This is a genomic window from Mesorhizobium sp. M0074, from assembly GCF_040322975.1.
Lineage (GTDB): Bacteria > Pseudomonadota > Alphaproteobacteria > Rhizobiales > Rhizobiaceae > Mesorhizobium.
Genome location: NZ_JAMYUM010000007.1, coordinates 50,154 through 67,936, shown reverse-complemented (window position 1 = coordinate 67,936; position 17,783 = coordinate 50,154). Strand labels below are relative to the sequence as shown.

The window sequence follows — 17,783 nt, the reverse complement described above, 5'->3', positions numbered from 1 at the left end:
GCCATGAATGACGCATCGCATCTGACATTGCTTGCCGCGGACGACCAGCATCATGCTCCCGGGCTGGTCTGGGCCTATCATGCCGCTCCCGGCAAAGCTCCCGAATCGCTGGCGCCCCGAGACATAGAAACCGCGCTGGCCTTACCGGACGGCTGGGTCTGGCTGCATGTCGACCTTGTAGACCGGCGCGCCCATTCCTGGATCAGCCATGCCTGCGCGCTGCCGGCGTCGGCTCATGCAATCCTCGAAGGACATGAGGACAGCCTGGTGCTGGCGCATGAGAATGGCGTCGTCCACGGCATTTCGGCCGATCTGCATGGCGAGATCACCCATCAGTCGACGACCATCGGCAGATTGCATTTTGCGGTCTCGGAACGGCTGCTGGTCACCGGCCGCCGGCATCCGCTGGCGGCAGTGGAGGAAGTGCACACGGCCCTTGCCGCGGGGCTGCGGCCGGCCACGGCATTCGAGCTGTTCGAAATGCTAGTCATGGCTTTTTGCAAGACCACCAGCCTGCGGCTCGCCGCGGCAACGAAGCGGCTGGATGCAGTCGAGGATCATCTCGTGACCGAGCGGCTTGCCGACGAAAGACGGCAGCTGAAGGATGTGCGCCGCCTTGCCGTATCCCTGCATCGGCCGATCTCGGCCCTGGCAGCGCTTTTCCAGGACGAAGACCGTTCCGCCTGGAACCTTTCCGCCGGCGCACATGAAGTTCTGCGCCGGCTTGCTGCGCGCCTTGAACGGCTCGACCGCGAGGTCGTCATGATCAACGACCGGGCAAGGCTGCTGCAGGAGGAGCTTGCGGCTGAGCTTGCCGACGAATCGAACCGTAGCCTCAAGGCGCTGGCGGTGATGAGCGCGCTGCTTTTGCCAGGAACGCTGATCGTCGGCATTTTCGGCATGAACACAGGCGGACTGCCATTTGCCGAGAGTCCCAGCGGCTTCTTCCTGGCGATGCTGCTGGCGGTTGGCGCGACCGGCCTGTTCTACTGGCTTCTACTGCGCGCCGGCGCCAATCTGCGGTTCTGAGGCCGATTAATGGCGGCGTTCGTTCACCTGTGTCAAAATACGGGCTGGCACGTCGAAACCACGCCATCCCGCCTTCCGAAAATCGGTTCCGATTTTCAGGCCGATGCGCTAGAGCCTTTCGGGATTGAACCGTGCCTTTAACCCGGAAAGGCTCCCACCGCTGCCCATGCCCCATCTTCCCGAGCATCTTCTCACCGGCTACCGCAATTTCATGAGCGGCCGCTATCTCACCGAAAGCGGCCGTTATCGCTCGCTGGCGCGGGAGGGCCAGGCACCGGAAACGATGATCGTCGCCTGCTGCGATTCGCGGGCCGCGCCCGAAGCGATCTTCGATGCCGGGCCCGGCGAGCTGTTCGTGCTGCGCAACGTCGGCAATCTGGTGCCGCCCTATGCGCCCGACGATCAGTTCCACTCGACATCGGCGGCGCTCGAATTTGCCGTGCAGAGCCTCAAGGTCAAGAACATCGTGGTGATGGGCCACGGCCGCTGCGGCGGCATCCGTGCGGCACTCGACACCACGGCCGCGCCGTTGTCGCCGGGCGATTTCATCGGCAAATGGATGAGCCTGATCGCGCCGGCGGCCGAGACCGTGTCGTCCAGCACCTTCATGACCGCGACCGAGCGCCAGACGGCGCTGGAGCGCATCTCGATCCGCTATTCCATAGCCAATCTGCGCACCTTCCCTTGTGTTTCGATCCTCGAAGGCAAGGGGCGGCTGTCGCTGCACGGTGCCTGGTTCGATATTTCGACCGGCGAGCTTTGGGTGATGAACAAGGACACAGGCGATTTCGAGCGGCCGGAGACGGAGTAGGAGACGAGGCATGATGCGAGCTCGGTTCGCGTTCGCGGCGGCGGCACTGCTGTGCTCGGCAAATGTCGCCCGCGCCGACGATAGCGCGATCATAGACCGCTGGTATTCGGCACTGCTGATCGCCGACCGCACCGAATTGTCGGACCTGCTTGCCGACAACGTCCGCATCAAGCTCGACGACCTCGGCGTCGTGCAAAGCAAGCAGGAATTCATCGCCTCGATCGCCGAGTGGCAAGGCGCCGTCGCCGGGGCCGAAATCCGCCACCGGATCGAGAAGGCGGAGGGTGGCGTCACCACTGTCATCGCCTGCTATGATTTTCCCAGCAACGACATGCTGATGCAGGAGACCTTTGCGGTCGCCAACGACCAGATCACCGCCAGTTCGCAGGCCGCAATCGCCGAAAACTGCGACGGCTACTGACGGAGTTTTCCGCCCAGGGCTTTTTTGGTGACGGGCGCTGGAATTGCCCGCGTTATCTCGCGTCTAAAAAGCGCACTGTCATCGTAATTCCCGTAATTCCACCCAATATCGAAGTCTCTAAAACGATATAGACGACACGATTGCTCGGGCAACGTCCAATTCTTTCAGACAATCCGTGTCATTAGCCATACCGACGTATGTCATAAATACAACATCATTCCCATTCGACAAATACCAGGCAGATAGCAATTGATCCACGGTCTCTGACAATACGCCAACAGAGATTATACCTTCAGACTCGTTGCTTGTGATATGACCTACATCTATGGAATTATTGTGGCAAAACTGAATCATAAATGTTCTCAGAACGTTAGAGTCTACAGTTGGTTTTTCTCCGCTACGATACTTCGCAATAGAGAATTGAACCGCGCCGCCGCCGTCCGTTTCTTTGGCTAAGGTAGGTGGCGACCCCTCTGGAAGATCGCCGGTTATATCTACCCATCCGGCAGGTAGGTCGAACGTGAGGCCATAGAATTCTACTCTCATTAAGGTTCCTTTGGATCAGGTGTCAGGATACGAGTGGAAGCCTCAGTCGAAGGAAAATGCAGGTTACAAGATAATAATCTTGGTACGCATAGAATTCGGCTCGAACGATACTCACGGCACCATGTGGGCACGCATCGGCGTTAACCAGGCGCGCTGTTGCGCGCAACGGGCCGGCGCCTTACATCGGTGACGATCCGCTTCTCCCGCCTTCCTCAGCGAAAGTTTGCCCATGCCGTCCACCGTCGACCTCGCCGCCCATCCGCTGACCGCATGGCAAGGGCCGCTCGGCCTGCCCGATTTCACGCGCATCGGCGACGGCGATTTTTCTCCGGTCTTCGACGCGGCCCTGAAGGCGCATGAGGCCGAGATCGAGGCGATTGCCGGCAACACCGGGACGCCGACGATCGAAAACACGCTTGCCTCGCTCGAGCTTGCCGGCGAGGCGCTCGACCATGTCTCGTCGATCTTCTGGTGCCGCGCCGGCGCCCACACCAACGAAGCGATCCAGGCGCTGGAGCGCGACATCTCGCCGAAGATGTCGCGGCACTTCTCGGCAATCTCGATGAACGAACGCCTGTTCGCCCGCATCGACCACCTCTATCAGCGCCGCGATGCTTTGAAGCTCGATGCCGAAACGCTGCGGGTCTTGGAAAAGACCTGGAAAAACTTCGTCCGCTCCGGCGCCAGGCTCGACGCCGAAGGCAAGAAGCGGCTGGCCTCGATCAACGAGGAATTGTCCTCGCTCGGCACCAATTTCGGCCAGAACGTGCTTGCCGACGAGCGCGACTGGGCGTTGTTCCTCGACGAGGCCGACCTTGCCGGCCTGCCGGAATTCCTGAAAAGCTCGATGGCGGAAGCCGCCGAGATGCGCGGCCAGAAGGGCCGCTACGCCGTCACTCTGTCGCGTTCGATCTACGAGCCGTTCTCGACCTTCTCAGAACGCCGCGATCTGCGCGAGACGGCGTTTCGCGCCTTCATCATGCGTGGTCAGAATGGCGGCGCCACCGACAACACGGAAGTGGTGCGCGACATGCTGCGCCTGCGCGCCGAGAAGGCGAAGCTGCTCGGCTATGCTTCCTACGCCGCATTGAAGCTCGACGATACTATGGCCAAGACGCCGGAGGCGGTGCACGCGCTGCTCGATCCAGTCTGGGAAAAGGCGGTGGAAAAGGCCGCAAGCGACCAGGCCGAATTGCAGCGGCTGGCGGCCGAGGCCGGCAGCAACGAGAAATTCGCCGCCTGGGACTGGCGCTTCTATCAGGAGAAGCTGCGCGCAGAGAAATTCGCCTTCGACGAGGCCGAGCTGAAGCCGTATCTGCAGCTCGACCGCATCATCGAGGCCTGTTTCGACGTTGCAACACGATTGTTCGGCATTTCTTTCGAAGAAAAGAAGGGCATTGCCACCTGGCACCCGGACGCTCGGGTTTTCGTGGTGAAGAATGCCGACGGCAGCGAGCGCGGCCTGTTCCTCGCCGATTATTTCGCGCGACCCTCGAAGCGCTCCGGCGCATGGATGAGCGCGCTGAAATCCGGCTACAAGCTAGGCGATGGCTCCAAGCCGGTCATTTACAACATCATGAATTTCGCCAAGCCGCCGGCCGGCGAGGCAGCCTTGCTGTCGGTCGACGAGGCCAAGACCCTGTTCCACGAATTCGGTCACGCGCTGCACGGCATGCTGACCGACGTTACCTGGCCATCGGTCGCTGGCACCTCGGTCAGCCGCGATTTCGTCGAGCTGCCGTCGCAGCTCTATGAACACTGGCTGACGGTGCCGGCGGTGCTGGAAAAGCATGCGCTGCATATTAAGACCGGCAAGCCGATGCCAAAGGCGCTGGTCGACAAGATGCTGGCGGCGCGCACCTTCGGCGCCGGCTTCGCCACCGTCGAGTTCACCGCCTCGGCGTTGGTCGACATGGCCTACCACGCCCGGCCGGATGCACCGGAACAGGCGCTTCGTTTCGAAGCCGAAACACTCGAAAAGCTCGATATGCCTGACACCATCGCCATGCGTCACCGCACCCCGCATTTCGGCCATATCTTCGCCGGCGATGGCTATTCTGCCGGCTATTACTCCTACATGTGGTCGGAAGTGCTCGACGCCGACGCGTTCGCCGCCTTCGAGGAAACAGGCGATCCCTTCAATCCGGCGCTGGCCGAGCGGCTGCGCAAGAACATCTACGCCGCCGGCGGTTCAAAGGACCCGGAAGAACTCTACACCGCCTTCCGCGGCAAGATGCCTTCCCCGGAAGCGATGATGGCCAAGCGCGGGCTGGTGTGATGCATGCCCGCTCTTGTCACCGTTCTCTTTCCATCCTGATTGATCTCGGCTGTCATGGCGGCGGGTTGCGCATCGCCTGATCCGGTTTCCGCCGGTCCCGTTCGGCCTCGTTGGCTGCGGCCGCGTCGTTGAGGTGACTGCACTTAATGCGGTCTCCATCGTTCCGGCCGAAGGAGCCGCGTTCATGGCGGCGCTACGGGCTGTGCGGGGTAGGCAACGACAGCTTGCCCGCGATGCTGATCGGCCGCTGCCGCATCTGGATCGCGCCTTGCGACGACCGCTACGGAAACTCTCAGTCGCGAACGTCAGCCCCGCCAACGGAAGGCGGGGCTGGTAAGTTGATTGTCCCGGCAAGCTTTTTTGCCGGGGCGATTGGCCTAGGCAGGCACAAAGCCAAAATAGGCTTTGTAGGAAGCCCCCTCGCCGGAAATCAGGGGCGTTTCCACTTTGAACCCAATCCCGCTGAAGGTGGTATTGTTCGTACGTGCCGCGAGCAACACCATCTGCCTTGCGGAGATGGTCACTGTCGCGCTCCCGATCCTGTCATCGCCCCAATCGAAGAGATCGCTGATGGCGCCGCCGATCGATGGCATCAAGGATCCCAGGGCCGGGCCGGCTATCGCGGCAATGATAGGTCCTGCCACCGGAATGAGGCCCAAAGCCAGCGTACCCGCCGTATGGACGCCCATCACGACCTTCTGCACTTCGTCCTTGTACTTGTTCGGATCGCCGAAATCATTTTCCATCAGCACCGTACCGATATTGATGCCGTAGGGCTTGCCTCGATAGACCTCCATCAGGTCGGGTCTCGTATCTCCCGCATCGACGTCGCCATAGACCTGGCTGCGCTTGGTGTCGGCGATCTGCGGCGTTGCCACGCTGACGATGACATAGGGCTCGTCCGCACCACCCGGCCCCTGATCCCAGTCGGTCTCGCCGAAGCAATGGAGGCCGGTATAGTGGACGACGACGTCTCGAAGGTCGATCGCGCCGGTGTCGGGCCACCAGTATATGCCGCCGTTTTCAAACAGATTGGCGCGGCCTCCTTCGGCAAATTCGGTCTCGTCGGTCGTGGGATAACCCAGATATGACTGTTCCCAGCCCAGGCTCTCCCACTTCTTGCGGATGTCACCGTACACCACGTTGGCTCCTGTGTTCGGTGTCCAGTAGATCGAGCCGGCATTGGCAAAATGGTTGTAGCGCCCGACGCCGTCGGGAGTTCCGGTTTCGTCGGTGACCGGATAGCCGAGAACCGAGCGCTCCCAGCCCATTGCTGCCCATTTGCCGCGAATTGCCCCCCAAATCGCTTGAGCACCGGTGTTCGGTGTCCAGTAGATCGAAGCGGTATTGTTGTTGAAGTGATTGTATCGGCCGACGCCGTCGGGAGTTCCGGTTTCGTCGGTGCAGGGAATGCCCCACGCGAGACCGCCAAGCGCAATCCACTTCCTATAGATTTCGCCATGGATCTCAAAGGCGTCGTGCATGGCATCGTTGTAACAAATGCATGAGCCGTTCTTGAGATACCAGGCTTTTCCAGTGTCCTTCCTGTCGATCTCGGCGAAGCCGGCGCCTCCAAGGGAGTTGTACTTTTGCTGTATGACAGCTTCGGGCGAGAGGAGCGACCAAGGCCCGATCCTGAGCTGGTCGGAAAGTCTTGTGGCTCCAGCGCGGATGGTGCCGGCACGCACTCTCGAAGTTGCTCTGGCAGTATACGGCATGACCTTTTCCTTCCTGTGAGTGTTGGTATCGGGGGCTTCAGGCCTCCGGCGATCGGTTTTGATCGACGGGCCGAGGTTCCCAGACCGCGACTTACGGACGGCTTACGGAGTTCCGAGCTGCGCCAGAGCAATTCCAGGAAAAGTGTGGAACGGTTTTCCGTCCGGAATTGCGCAAAAAATAAAGAGATAGAGCGGTTCGGCGTTTCCGTGAAACGAACCGGTCTAGAGAAACGGGCGCACGAGCGAACGCAGCAAAGGCGAGGGCTCGTCATCGCCGGTCGAAGCGAGCGCGCGTTCATAGCGCCGGTAATCCTCGATGGCGCCGGCCTGGTCGTTCCTGGAGAGGCTCTCCTGGATGAGCGTGCCATGGAGTTTGGCCGATTCCGGGTAGAAATCGAGCGCACGCCGGCACGCCTGGCGTGCCCGATCCGCGTTGCCTTGGCTCTGCCAGTGTTTGGCGATCCGCACGGCAAGCTCCACCAACCCGTCCCGCACCCGGTCGGCCGCGGCGTTCGACCAGGCGGGCGTCGGGCCATTCGAGAAAAGCGGGCCGACAAAGCCTTCCAGCAGCATCTCCTGCTCCTCGATTGCGCTGTCTCTTTGGCCCGACAGAACGGGTTTCAGCCGGTCTTCCCAATCCTGCAGATCGATCCAGACCTTGTCGGCAGCGAGCCGCAAACGGCCTTCTCTCAGCGTCACGAGTTCGCCTTGCCCGAGCAATTTGCGCAGACGATGCAGCGCCTGCTCCAAGGCCGCCTTGGCCTGGTCGCCGTCGAGGTCGGGCCAGAGCCAATCCTGCAGGGTTTCCACCGAACAGACCTGGTCCCTCGACAGGCAGATAATGCGCAATATGTCGAGCGCGCGGGTAGGTTTGGCACCGGGCGCGACCTCGGCGCCATCGATTTCGAGGCGGAAGCCTCCCATCAAGTGGATCCTGAGCGGCCAAGGCCACTGGGCGGGTCGGCCGACGGGCGGGACCAGATATCGCGCCCGAACGACGCGGCGGCAGAGATCGACGTCGATCTTTCGCTCCAGCGCATCGGCGACCAGATCGGCCAATATGTCCGGCAGGTTGAGCAGGATTGCGGAGGGGTTGACCTGGCGCAACACCTCCATGAATTCAGCCAGACGAGTGCCATAGGACGCGCCGCCGTTCCACTTCTGCTCCAGGGCCTGAGCGGCCAGAATGTTGAGTTCGACGCGCTGGCGAGGGCCGCCGCTCAGCCTTTCGACGATCTCCTGGAGTAGCGCAATGGCCTCCGCTGGACGCCGATCGGCCAGCAGGACCTGGTATTTGGTGACGTAATGCGGCCAGCGTTCGATCATCGGCTCATTCGCCCGCTCGATCGCATCCATGAAGGCATCGCAGTCGAGATAAGCCTTGACGAAGTCGCCGTTGCGCGTGTGCATCGCCGCGTGGCAGTCGGCGACTACAGCGACCTGGGTTGTGAACCTGCTGTCCGCGATCTCGCCCAGCCGGGAGACAAGCGCATTGAATTCCGAGAACCTGTTGTGAAGCTTCATCAGCAATTGAAGCTGATAGAGGGCGCTGAACTCGACGCCCCGTAACGCGTGCTGCTCGCCTATCGCCGTTGCGCGTCGCAACGCATCCTCGGGCGAGGCATAGACAAAACCGCGCCGCGAATACGGGAAGTAACGGCCGCTGGCCGAGCCAAAGGACACCAGCCACATGCCGAGCACCAGCGGCGGGATATCCGGATTTTCGAGATCGGCGGCAACGCTGTCCACGGCATTGGCAAAAATGTCGCGCTGCCCCGACGAGGTCGCGTAGTCGATGAGCGCTTCGCTTGCCAGCAGGCGCAACTCGACCGAATCCTCGATCGGCAGATGTGTCAGGCGCTGCTGGATATCATTCACGAGGCGCTTCGCGTCATGGGCGTCGAATTCGCCAGGTTCGGCGAAATCGACGGCCCGCAGGATGCCGAGCCTGACCATCATGAGTTCCTCCGGATCCAACTCCGGCAATCCCTTGGCAAGAACCTGTGAGGCTCGGCGCGTCCAATCCGCCAGCCCCTCATGCGTACGCCAGCTGGCGGTCTTGACTACGACCGCCCGCGCGACCGTCAGGCATTGGCCGCGCATGTCGGTGTTCTCGAATGCTTGCCAGGCCTTGGAGAAGTGCGGTTCGGCCTTCGCATCGTCCGATGCGAAGGCGACGCCCAGCCAATAATGGACCCACCCGTCCATCTGGTCGGGGGGCAGCCTGTTGCACCATTCGACGAAGCTGGCCCTGCGCCCTTGCGAGAGAACGCCGTTAGCGCACTCCAGAATGAGCTGGCGTGCCAGCGGCCAGGCGCCCGCCTGCAACGCCAGCACGATTGCCGCATCGGTTTTGTCTGCCTCGTGCAGGACCTTTGCTGCCTGCTCGCGCAGCCTGGAACGGTCCGCTTCCGTCACGCGCCGGTCCAGTAGGCCGGCAAGGTATTCGCGCAACAAGTCATGCAGCTGGAAGGCGGCGCCGCCCGGACCGTCGCGCGTGATCAGCAGCTGGCGATGCTGCAGCCGCACCAGCAGGCGAGCAGCCTGCGGCGAGCCCAGGAACGCATCGGCAAGCTCCGTGCTGATCTCCGGCAGAACGTTGAGCCTGATAAGCAGATCCTGGTCCTCCGGCGCGATGTCGCGCAGGAAATAACGTCCGACAATCTCCCGAAGGCCGGCGCCTCCGGCAAGGCCGGTCTGCGAAAGCGGGTAGTACATTCCGGCGTTGGCCAGCAGGAGAAGCCCCACCGCCCAGCCGCGCGCCTCCGAAATGTCGCCGACCTCGGACGGCGATTGCGAGCGGGCGGCGACGAGGTTGCGAGCCTCCGCAGGCGAAAACTCCAGCAGCGTTTGGTTGAGCACCGGCAACTGTCCCGACAGCACGAGGTCGGCGACATCGCCCTCGGGCAGCATCCGCGATGTGCAGATGCAGCGGACGGTGTTGGGGCGTTCGCGCAACAGGATCGCCAGCGTCCGGCGAAAGCCTGGCGCATCGGCACGATGCAGATCGTCGAGGACCAGGATCGTGCCCGGATCAAGCCGCGAGAAATAGGTGCGGAAGAACAGCCGCGCGAAATCGTCGGAATTGTCGGCATATTCCGGACCAAAGACCGGCATGCCGGCATGCCTGCCGTCGAGCGACAGCGTCAGATAGTGGAAAAGGCGCGCAACGTCCTGGTCCTCGGTGTCGACCCGATACCAGTTGTACGCCGATTCGCCTTGCTTCAGCCCGCCTTGTTCCAGCCCGCCGTGTTCCAGAAAGTCGATCACCGCGGTGGTCTTGCCGTATCCACCAGGCGCAGCCAGCCAGCATGCACCGCTGTCGAGGGCCTGCGAAAGCAGCGCCACTACGCGCGGACGGCTGACAATTCCCACTGGCCGGGGTGCCGAGAGCTTTGCTATCTCGCGCGGCGCGTCCCGGAAGGATTTATCCATTGTGAGGACTCTCGCAGCGCAGTCGCCTCGCGAAAACAGGCAATCGGTTCGCCCGCAACAACAAATCGCCGGCCGGCGTTGTGCTCGCCTGACGTGCCGTGCTCGCCGGCAAGGTCGCGCCTATCCCTTGTGCGACATGATATGCGAAACCCCGACACTCACGTCGGCGGTGTGTCTTGCCATCACTGCGTTCATTCGCATTGCAATCGTCGCATAGCCGTTTCGTTCGTGGTCGGTAACTTCCGAGGGCTTGAAGAGCCAAGGAAGGGGTGCAACCTGCGCGTCCTCGAAATTGGCCGGCAGCTTCGATGGCAAGGCCTTTTTTCCTAAAGGCAGCTCTAGCCCAAGGTCACTAAATTCGTCCTCGAGGCTGGCGTGCAGATGAGAAAGCACCACATAGATCGCCAGCTTTGATCTAGTCCTTTCTGTGTTGTTTTGATTGTACTCTTGAAGAACCTCATCGAACGATGGCGATACGTCGGTTTCAGCAGCGGTAGCTCGTGTTGCAACAGCACCGGCCAGGGCAGTCGCTGCCACTCCTGTAAGACCTACAAAATCACGTCTTGTCGTGCTGGTCATAGTGAATTCCCCTCGGTTTTGAAGACGGGCCAAGTCTGGCAAGGACGAGGCGCAGTAGCAATAGGCCGCATACGCTACTGGTGTAGAAGGCCTTTACGTCGCCGATGTGAATCCACCCGGCGATGACAGTGCCAAGCCGGCAGAGGCTCGCGATGCATTCGGTTGCTTCAGCTGAGGATAGCCATGGACTCCAAGCGGGTCTTCGGCATGCAACCAGGCAAGGGATTCTAAAAATCCGCTGGTGGAGCTGAGGAGGATCGAACTCCTGACCTCGTCATTGCGAACGACGCGCTCTCCCAGCTGAGCTACAGCCCCGTCCAGCGGATGGGGCTTTTATCGGCCGCTGCGGTTTCCTGTCAAGGCTGCGCTTGCTGCCGAAATGCCGTTCGGCCGTTCGTCCGGCTTCGCCATGCGGCGGAAGGCGGCTCTTGCCGCTTTCACCTACAGTGGCTACATGTCGGGCGTTCGCAAGGAGCAACCGATGATCGCAGTCTTTTATACGCTGCATGCCGCGATTAATATCTATTGGTACATTGTGATTGGTGCGGCTATCTTCTCGTGGCTTTACGCCTTCAACGTCGTCAACTCGCGCAACCAGCTTGTCGACTCTATCGGCAACATGCTTTATCGGCTGACCGAGCCGGCATTGCGGCCGATCCGCCGCGTCCTCCCGGACCTTGGCGGGATCGATATCTCGCCGATCATCCTGTTGCTTGCGCTGACATTTATCAGCGTGTTCCTAGACACGACCGTTCAGCCGATGTTCGGTATCGGATCGATGTGAGTCACGAGACGAACCGTTTCTTTCGACTTCGCGCCGACGGCATCGACCTGTTCGTCCGGCTGACGCCGAAAGCGGCGATGGACAGGCTGGAGGGCATGGAAACATCGGTGGATGGGCGAAGCTATCTAAAAGCCCGCGTCCGCGCCGTGCCGGAAAACGGAGCCGCCAATCGAGCGCTGGAAAGGCTGGTAGCTAAGGCGCTTGGCGTGCCGGCATCGGGCGTCTCGATCGCCGCCGGCGGCACCGCTCGGCTGAAGACGGTCCGTGTGCTTGGCGATACTGCGGCGCTAGCGAAACGCATCGATACGCTGGGCACGTCTGCGCCATGATCTCGGCTCGCTCACTTACCCCGCAAAAAAGGCCGGGCTGCAAAGCCCGGCCAGATGTGAAGGTCGAAAACCTTCAGAGGGGAACGCGCCGGACGAATGGGAGGAAACATCCGACGCACATTGCATATGGGTTGGCGTCGACGACGTTTCAATGAGGTCGGGGGAACCACCTTCGCGAACAGGCTTTTAAACATTTCGACTATCTGATCAGCAGCTCGACGCGGTCGATCCGTCCTATCGCGACCGATGCGGCAGGACACCAACCGCAACCCCGCCCGAAAGCTCAATATGACCGCCACTCGAGTCCTATTCTTCGATGTTCTGGGAACCGTCGTTGATTGGCGCAGCGGTATCGCAAGGGAGGCCGGCTCCTTCCTGGCGCGAAACGGTGCACAGCAGGTCGATCCCGGTGAATTCGCCGATGCGTGGGCGTCGCGCTATGACGCCTCGACCGAGGCGGTGCGGACGGGGCACCGGCCTTTCGTTTCACTCGACGTGATCAACAGGGAGAATCTGGACGCCACCCTCGTCCAGTTCGGGCTGGCCCCATCCGAGCTGCCGACCGCCGAACTTGAGGAACTCAACCTCGCCTGGCGCCGGCTGGAGCCGTGGCCCGATTCGCTGAAAGGCCTTGCGAGGCTGAAGGAACGCTTCATCATCGTGCCCTTGTCAGGGGCCAATACCCGGCTGTTGCTGGATATGGCCAAGCGCGCCGGCCTGCCTTGGGACACCGTCCTTGGCTCGGATGTGTTCGGCACCTACAAGCCTGCGCCGCAGGCTTATCTCCGTGCAGTGGAGATCCTGGGGGTGCGACCTTCGGAGGCCGTGTTAGTCGCCGCGCATAATGACGACCTGGCTGCGGCGCGAAGGTGCGGTATCGGAACCGCCTTTGTTGCTCGGCCAAAAGAGCATGGCCCGGCGCAGACGACCGATCTCTCGCCTCTTGAGAGCTGGGACTTTGTGGCCGACGACCTTGTCCATCTCGCCCACGTTCTCCCGTAGGCCGAGGGCAGAAAACCTAAGCGATGTCGTCGCGGATGCAGGCCTTCAGATGGCCCTCGGCTGTCGCCCTCAGCGGCGGTACAGCCCCGGCGCAAGCTTCCACCGCAAACGGGCAACGGGTTCGGAAAACACAGCCCGACGGCGGGTTTGCCGGGCTTGGAATATCGCCCTTGAGCACTTGTCGGTCTTGCCTGGCCAGCGGATCGAGCGATGGAATGGCTGACAGCAGCGCGCGCGTGTAGGGATGCTGCGGCCGGGCATAAAGCTCGGCCGCCGGCGCAACTTCCATGATGCGCCCGAGATAGAGCACGATGACCGTGTCGCAGATGTACTCGACGACGGCCAGATCGTGCGAAATGAACAGCATGGTCAGGCCGAGCCGGAGCTGCAGGTCGCGCAACAGATTGATGATTTGCGCCTGGATCGAGACGTCGAGTGCCGAGACCGGCTCGTCGGCAACGATGAATTCCGGCTCGAGCGTCAGCGCCCGGGCGATGCCGATGCGCTGGCGCTGGCCGCCCGAAAATTCATGGGCGTAGCGGTCATAGGCGTCGACCGGCAACTCGACCGCGGCAAGTGCCTTCTCGGCCTTCGCCCGCCGCTCGGACTTCTTGCCGATGCCTTGAATGTCCAGGCCTTCGGTGAGGATCTGCCCTATCGTCATGCGCGGCGACAGGCTGGCGAAGGGATCCTGGAAAATATACTGCATCTTGCGGCGCTGGCGGCGCAACTGGGCGGCACCCAGCCTGGTGATGTCGGTGCCGTCATAGTTGATTTGGCCGGATGTCGGCTCGATCAGACGCAGCACCGAGCGGCCGATCGTCGTCTTGCCGGACCCGGATTCGCCGACCAGGCCGACCACCTGGCCACGCCTGATATCGAAGGAAATATCCTCCAACGCCCTTACGACGGGTCCGCGCGAGAACGCTGTCGGCGCAAAATGCTTGGCCAGGTTTTTGACAGCGAGGAAAGGGGCGTCGGCCATCAGAGCTCCTCCCAACGCAGGCAGCGGCTTTGCTGGGTCGGCGTCGCCCCAAACAAGGGCGGGACCGCGGCGCGGCAGGCAGCGATAGCCATCGGGCAACGCGGCGCGAAGGAACAGCCCTTGGGCAGCAAGGCGAGCGACGGAACATTTCCGGCAATGGTGGGGAGCGGCGTCCCCGCCGCCTTCAGCGCCGTGGCCTGGCCGAGCCGCGGCACCGAGCGCATCAACCCTGCGGTATAGGGATGACGCGGACGGGTGAACACTTCGCTCACCGGACCTGTTTCGACGATACGCCCGGCATACATCACCGCCACCCGGTCGGCGATTTCGGCGACGACTCCGAGATTGTGGGTGACGAACAGGATGCCCATGCCGCGCTGCGCCTGCAGGTCGGCCAAAAGATCGAGGATCTGGGCCTGTATGGTGACGTCCAGCGCGGTCGTCGGCTCGTCGGCGATCAGCAAGCCCGGATCGCAGGACAGGGCCATGGCGATGGTGGCGCGCTGGCGCATCCCGCCCGAAAGTTCGTGCGGATATTGCCGCGCCCGCCGCTTCGGATCGGGAATGCCGACCTGCGCCAGCAGCCGCACCGCGTCTGCTGCTGCTTCGCGGTGCGACTTGCCGAGATGGATGCGGATCGGTTCGGCGATCTGCTCGCCGATCGTGTAGACCGGGTTGAGGCTGGTCATCGGCTCCTGGAACACCATGCCGATCTCGTTGCCGCGTATCTTGCGCAGCGACTCGGCATCGAGGCTGGTCAGTTCGGTGACCGTGCCGTTCTTGCGCCGCAGCGCGATCGACCCCTCTGCGATATGTCCGACCCTTTTCGGCAAGAGGCCGATGATCGACAGGCTGGTGACGGACTTGCCGGATCCGGATTCGCCGACGAGCGCCACCGTCTCGCCGGAGCCGATCGTCAGGTCGACATCCGTTACCGCCGCGATGTCGCGCCCCGCGATGCGGAACACCGCGCGCAGGCCGGAAATCGAGAGGATCGGCGCGACACTCAGCGGAGCAGCCCCACGTCGCGAAGGATCATGTCGACCTTCGCGGTTTCCTCCTCGTTCAGGCTGCGTTGCGGCCGCGCCATGGTGTTGGAGGCAATGATGCCGAGGCTCTTCATCGCCGCCTTGAAGGCGCCGACGCCGGCCGAGCCGGCGCTTGTCCTGCCGAGCGAGATCCAGACGATCTCGAACAGCTTTAACAGCCGCTCCTGCTCCAGGCGGGCTTCGGCATGCTGGCCCGCCTGCGTCAGCTTCCACAGCCTGACATAACCATGCGGGTCGACATTGGCGAGCCCCGGCACGACGCCATGCGCACCCATCGCCAGCACGCTATCGACCAGTATCTCGGAGCCGGTCATGCCGAAGAAGCCGGGGTCGTCGGCCATGTCCTTGAGCACGTAACGCAGATTGCCGTCATCGCCGCTGGAATCCTTGATGCCCGCGATGGCGCCTTCCCTGGCGAGGCCGACCGTGGTCTTGCGCTCCAGCTTGACGTGGACGCAGACCGGGATGTCGTAGGCGATGACCGGAATGTCGATCGCATCCTTGATATAGCGGAAGTGGTCGCCGATCTCCGGCTGGCTGGTGCGGGTATAAAACGGCGCGGTGACGACGATGGCGTCGGCGCCGGCCGATCTGGCGATCCGGGCGTGGTTGATGACGCGGTCGGTCGTCGGGTCGATGACCCCGGCGAAGATCGGAACCCGGCCGTTATTGACCTTGACCGCGTGCTCGAGGACGGCCCTGCGGCCCGCCTCGTCGTGGAAGACCACCTCGCTGGTCGAGCCGAGCACGAACAGCCCGTGAACGCCGCCGTCGAGCAGGTTCTCGATGGTGCGGGTGAACGACGGAAAGTCGATGCTGAAATCGGCATTGAGCGGGGTGACGACAGGTGGCACGACGCCGGTAAACAGGGGCATTTTGATGAACCTTTGAGGTCAGTTGAGATCGGAGCGGGGGTCGAATGCGTCGCGCAAGCCGTCGCCGATGAAGTTGATGGCGAGCACGGTGAGCACCAGTGCGGCGCCCGGGAACATCCATTGCCAGGGGTAATTTTCAAGCACGACGGTGGAGCGGGCGAGATTGAGCATGTTGCCCCAGCTGGCTTCGGGCGGTGCGATGCCGAGGCCGAGGAAGGACAGGCCGGCCTCGAGCAGGATGGCGTTGGCGATCTGCAAGGTGGCGTAGACGACCAGGATATCGATGCAATTGGGCAGGCCGTGCCGGAACAGCAGATGCGGCAGCCCTGCCCCCATGCCGCGGGCGGCAACGACGAAATCGCGCTCGCGCAGTTCGAGCAGCCGGGCGCGCACCATGCGCGACAGCACCGGCCAGGAGAGCAGCGAGATCACCAGTATGGTCGGCGCGATGCCGGTGCCGGCGATCGAAGCCAGCACCAGCAGGAAGATCACCGGCGGCAGCGTCATCGCCAGATCGACCAGGCGCATCACCGTGCCGTCGACGAGGCGCCCGCCAAAGCTGGCGACGGCGCCGACCAGGAAGCCGATGACGGTGGAGATGGCGACCGAGCTGACGGCAACCAGCAATGAGATCCGCCCGCCTTGCAGCAACCGGGCCATGACGTCGCGCCCGACGCCGTCGCTGCCCAGCCAATGAATGGCCGACGGCGCCTTGTTCATTGCTCGGAGGTCGATGGTGTTAGGACCGAACGGCCACCACAAAGGATACGTCGAAACCGCCAGCAGGATCGGGATGACGATCAAAAGCCCGGCACGCGCCGCGCGGTTTTCAAAAAAGCGGTCGAGCGCGCGGCGAAGCGGGCCTTTGGTTTGCGGCACGGCTGTCGGGTCAACTGTAGGATCTGGCGCCGTGATTGCCATCATGCCACCTGAATGCGCGGGTCGACGACGGCATAGACGACGTCGGTCAAGAGGTTGACCAGGATGACGCAAACGCCGATCACCAGGGTAGCGCCCATGATCACCGGGTAATCGCGGGTGCCGACGGCGTTGACCAGAAGCAGTCCCATGCCCGGCCAGTTGAACACGCTTTCCAGGAAGATGGCGCCGCCGATGGCGATGCCGACAGTCGAGCCGATCAAGGTAATGACCGGCAAGAGCGCATTGCGGGTCGCGTGCTTGATGATAACCCAGAACTCGCGCACGCCCTTGGCACGCGCCGTCCGCACGTAATCCTGGTTGAGCACTTCCAGCAGCGAGGCGCGCATGTAACGCATGATCAGCGCGGCATGGCCGACGGACAGCAGGCAGGCGGGCAGGACGAGGTGCGCAAGCACATCCGTCGCCGAGAACGGCGCACCCGCGGTCTGCATGCCGCCGGACGGCGCCCAGCGCAGCAGCACCGAGAAGAAATAGAGACCGAGCAGCGCTGTCAGAAAAGCCGGGCTGGAGATACCGATAAACGACAGCACCGACAGCGCGATGTCGGATGGTTCGTTACGGCGCACCGCGCTGAAAATGCCGGCGGAAATGCCGAGCACGATGGCGATCGCCAGGCCCGTACCCATCAGCAGCGCCGTCGGGCCGATGCGTTCCATGACCAGTGGCAGCACGGCAACGCCGCTGCGCTGGATCGAATAGCCGAAGTCACCGCTCAGCGCCGCGCGCAGCCAGGCGAGATATTGCACGGGAAGCGGCCGATCGAGCCCGAGCCGTTCGCGCAGGCCCTCGAGGTCGGAAGCCGACATGGGGACCGATGGGTTGATATAGGCGTCGATCGGATCGCCCGGCGCCAGCCGCAACAGGATGAAGATGAGGACGCTGAGCGCGACCAGCATCAGCAATCCTGTGGCGCTGCGGCGGGCGATGAAGCTCAACATGGGCTTTCCGTGGCGGTGGCAGGCGGCGCCAAAGTGGTCCCGCCTGCTCGCTCGGTTGCGGG

General features: G+C 62.5%; 16 protein-coding genes and 1 tRNA gene. 7 read left to right on the top strand and 10 right to left on the bottom strand.

Going from position 1 to position 17,783, the window contains the following annotated elements:
• The first annotated feature begins 3 nt into the window (after positions 1-3).
• The 3 genes from NKJ73_RS11705 to NKJ73_RS11695 all read left to right on the top strand — a co-directional run bounded on the left by NKJ73_RS11705 (position 4) and on the right by NKJ73_RS11695 (position 2,261).
• On the top strand, positions 4-1,029 hold the full coding sequence (locus NKJ73_RS11705) for a transporter (protein WP_352569485.1): 1,026 nt from the start codon (positions 4-6) through the stop codon (positions 1,027-1,029).
• A 166-nt stretch (positions 1,030-1,195) separates the two neighbouring features.
• Positions 1,196-1,840: a carbonic anhydrase gene (locus tag NKJ73_RS11700; RefSeq protein ID WP_352569484.1), complete on the top strand. Its 645-nt coding sequence runs from the start codon at positions 1,196-1,198 to the stop codon at positions 1,838-1,840.
• A gap of 13 nt (positions 1,841-1,853) precedes the next feature.
• Positions 1,854-2,261 (top strand): nuclear transport factor 2 family protein, encoded by a 408-nt coding sequence (locus tag NKJ73_RS11695; protein ID WP_352569618.1) that lies wholly within the window; start codon positions 1,854-1,856, stop codon positions 2,259-2,261.
• 117 nt (positions 2,262-2,378) lie between these two features.
• Here NKJ73_RS11695 and NKJ73_RS11690 read toward each other — a convergent pair whose 3' ends face one another.
• A complete protein-coding gene (locus NKJ73_RS11690) occupies positions 2,379-2,807 on the bottom strand; it encodes a hypothetical protein (RefSeq protein WP_352569483.1) in 429 nt (142 codons plus the stop codon).
• Positions 2,808-3,030: 223 nt separating this feature from the next.
• On the opposite strand from NKJ73_RS11690, the gene NKJ73_RS11685 reads away from it, so the two are divergent.
• Entirely contained in the window at positions 3,031-5,085 is a 2,055-nt protein-coding gene (locus NKJ73_RS11685; RefSeq protein WP_352569482.1) for a M3 family metallopeptidase, read from the top strand.
• Between the two features lie 377 nt (positions 5,086-5,462).
• Here the strand turns inward: NKJ73_RS11685 and NKJ73_RS11680 are convergent, their stop codons facing one another.
• From NKJ73_RS11680 to NKJ73_RS11665, 4 genes are all read right to left on the bottom strand, one after another.
• Complete coding sequence (locus NKJ73_RS11680) at positions 5,463-6,803, bottom strand: LGFP repeat-containing protein (protein WP_352569481.1); 1,341 nt, start codon at positions 6,801-6,803, stop codon at positions 5,463-5,465.
• A 222-nt stretch (positions 6,804-7,025) separates the two neighbouring features.
• Positions 7,026-10,238: an AfsR/SARP family transcriptional regulator gene (locus NKJ73_RS11675; RefSeq protein WP_352569480.1), complete on the bottom strand. Its 3,213-nt coding sequence runs from the start codon at positions 10,236-10,238 to the stop codon at positions 7,026-7,028.
• A 120-nt stretch (positions 10,239-10,358) separates the two neighbouring features.
• Positions 10,359-10,817, bottom strand: coding sequence for a hypothetical protein (locus NKJ73_RS11670; protein ID WP_352569479.1), 459 nt, complete (start codon positions 10,815-10,817; stop codon positions 10,359-10,361).
• Positions 10,818-11,056: 239 nt separating this feature from the next.
• Positions 11,057-11,132: transfer RNA gene (locus NKJ73_RS11665), tRNA-Ala, on the bottom strand.
• Between the two features lie 166 nt (positions 11,133-11,298).
• Between NKJ73_RS11665 and NKJ73_RS11660 the strand changes: the two genes are divergently transcribed.
• The 3 genes from NKJ73_RS11660 to NKJ73_RS11650 all read left to right on the top strand — a co-directional run bounded on the left by NKJ73_RS11660 (position 11,299) and on the right by NKJ73_RS11650 (position 12,932).
• Positions 11,299-11,601 (top strand): YggT family protein, encoded by a 303-nt coding sequence (locus NKJ73_RS11660; protein ID WP_292657287.1) that lies wholly within the window; start codon positions 11,299-11,301, stop codon positions 11,599-11,601.
• Positions 11,598-11,930, top strand: coding sequence for a DUF167 family protein (locus tag NKJ73_RS11655; RefSeq protein WP_352569478.1), 333 nt, complete (start codon positions 11,598-11,600; stop codon positions 11,928-11,930). Before NKJ73_RS11660 ends, NKJ73_RS11655 begins: the two co-directional genes overlap by 4 nt.
• A gap of 246 nt (positions 11,931-12,176) precedes the next feature.
• Entirely contained in the window at positions 12,177-12,932 is a 756-nt protein-coding gene (locus NKJ73_RS11650; protein WP_352569477.1) for a haloacid dehalogenase type II, read from the top strand.
• Between the two features lie 16 nt (positions 12,933-12,948).
• Here the strand turns inward: NKJ73_RS11650 and NKJ73_RS11645 are convergent, their stop codons facing one another.
• From NKJ73_RS11645 to NKJ73_RS11625, 5 genes are read right to left on the bottom strand one after another with little or no spacing between them, the layout of a single operon-like run.
• The gene (locus NKJ73_RS11645) at positions 12,949-13,917 is read right to left on the bottom strand and encodes an ABC transporter ATP-binding protein (RefSeq protein WP_352569476.1); all 969 of its coding nucleotides are present in this window, start codon (positions 13,915-13,917) and stop codon (positions 12,949-12,951) included.
• Positions 13,917-14,927: an ABC transporter ATP-binding protein gene (locus NKJ73_RS11640; RefSeq protein WP_352569617.1), complete on the bottom strand. Its 1,011-nt coding sequence runs from the start codon at positions 14,925-14,927 to the stop codon at positions 13,917-13,919. The genes NKJ73_RS11645 and NKJ73_RS11640 overlap by 1 nt, the downstream gene beginning before the upstream one ends.
• A complete protein-coding gene (locus tag NKJ73_RS11635) occupies positions 14,924-15,841 on the bottom strand; it encodes a dihydrodipicolinate synthase family protein (protein ID WP_352569475.1) in 918 nt (305 codons plus the stop codon). Before NKJ73_RS11635 ends, NKJ73_RS11640 begins: the two co-directional genes overlap by 4 nt.
• Before the next feature lie 18 nt (positions 15,842-15,859).
• Positions 15,860-16,765 (bottom strand): ABC transporter permease, encoded by a 906-nt coding sequence (locus NKJ73_RS11630; RefSeq protein ID WP_023678168.1) that lies wholly within the window; start codon positions 16,763-16,765, stop codon positions 15,860-15,862.
• Positions 16,762-17,721: an ABC transporter permease gene (locus tag NKJ73_RS11625; protein WP_023678169.1), complete on the bottom strand. Its 960-nt coding sequence runs from the start codon at positions 17,719-17,721 to the stop codon at positions 16,762-16,764. Before NKJ73_RS11625 ends, NKJ73_RS11630 begins: the two co-directional genes overlap by 4 nt.
• Between the last annotated feature and the right edge of the window lie 62 nt (positions 17,722-17,783).

Excerpts from the sequence above, each read along its gene's own strand:
- NKJ73_RS11670 (WP_352569479.1), bottom strand. The coding sequence starts at position 10,817 with ATGACCAGCACGACAAGACGTGATTTTGTAGGTCTTACAGGAGTGGCA.
- NKJ73_RS11630 (WP_023678168.1), bottom strand. The coding sequence starts at position 16,765 with ATGATGGCAATCACGGCGCCAGATCCTACAGTTGACCCGACAGCCGTG.
- NKJ73_RS11675 (WP_352569480.1), bottom strand. The coding sequence starts at position 10,238 with ATGGATAAATCCTTCCGGGACGCGCCGCGCGAGATAGCAAAGCTCTCG.
- NKJ73_RS11700 (WP_352569484.1), top strand. The coding sequence starts at position 1,196 with ATGCCCCATCTTCCCGAGCATCTTCTCACCGGCTACCGCAATTTCATG.
- NKJ73_RS11695 (WP_352569618.1), top strand. The coding sequence starts at position 1,854 with ATGCGAGCTCGGTTCGCGTTCGCGGCGGCGGCACTGCTGTGCTCGGCA.
- NKJ73_RS11625 (WP_023678169.1), bottom strand. The coding sequence starts at position 17,721 with ATGTTGAGCTTCATCGCCCGCCGCAGCGCCACAGGATTGCTGATGCTG.
- NKJ73_RS11645 (WP_352569476.1), bottom strand. The coding sequence starts at position 13,917 with ATGGCCGACGCCCCTTTCCTCGCTGTCAAAAACCTGGCCAAGCATTTT.
- NKJ73_RS11650 (WP_352569477.1), top strand. The coding sequence starts at position 12,177 with ATGCGGCAGGACACCAACCGCAACCCCGCCCGAAAGCTCAATATGACC.
- NKJ73_RS11680 (WP_352569481.1), bottom strand. The coding sequence starts at position 6,803 with ATGCCGTATACTGCCAGAGCAACTTCGAGAGTGCGTGCCGGCACCATC.
- NKJ73_RS11660 (WP_292657287.1), top strand. The coding sequence starts at position 11,299 with ATGATCGCAGTCTTTTATACGCTGCATGCCGCGATTAATATCTATTGG.
- NKJ73_RS11635 (WP_352569475.1), bottom strand. The coding sequence starts at position 15,841 with ATGCCCCTGTTTACCGGCGTCGTGCCACCTGTCGTCACCCCGCTCAAT.
- NKJ73_RS11690 (WP_352569483.1), bottom strand. The coding sequence starts at position 2,807 with ATGAGAGTAGAATTCTATGGCCTCACGTTCGACCTACCTGCCGGATGG.
- NKJ73_RS11705 (WP_352569485.1), top strand. The coding sequence starts at position 4 with ATGAATGACGCATCGCATCTGACATTGCTTGCCGCGGACGACCAGCAT.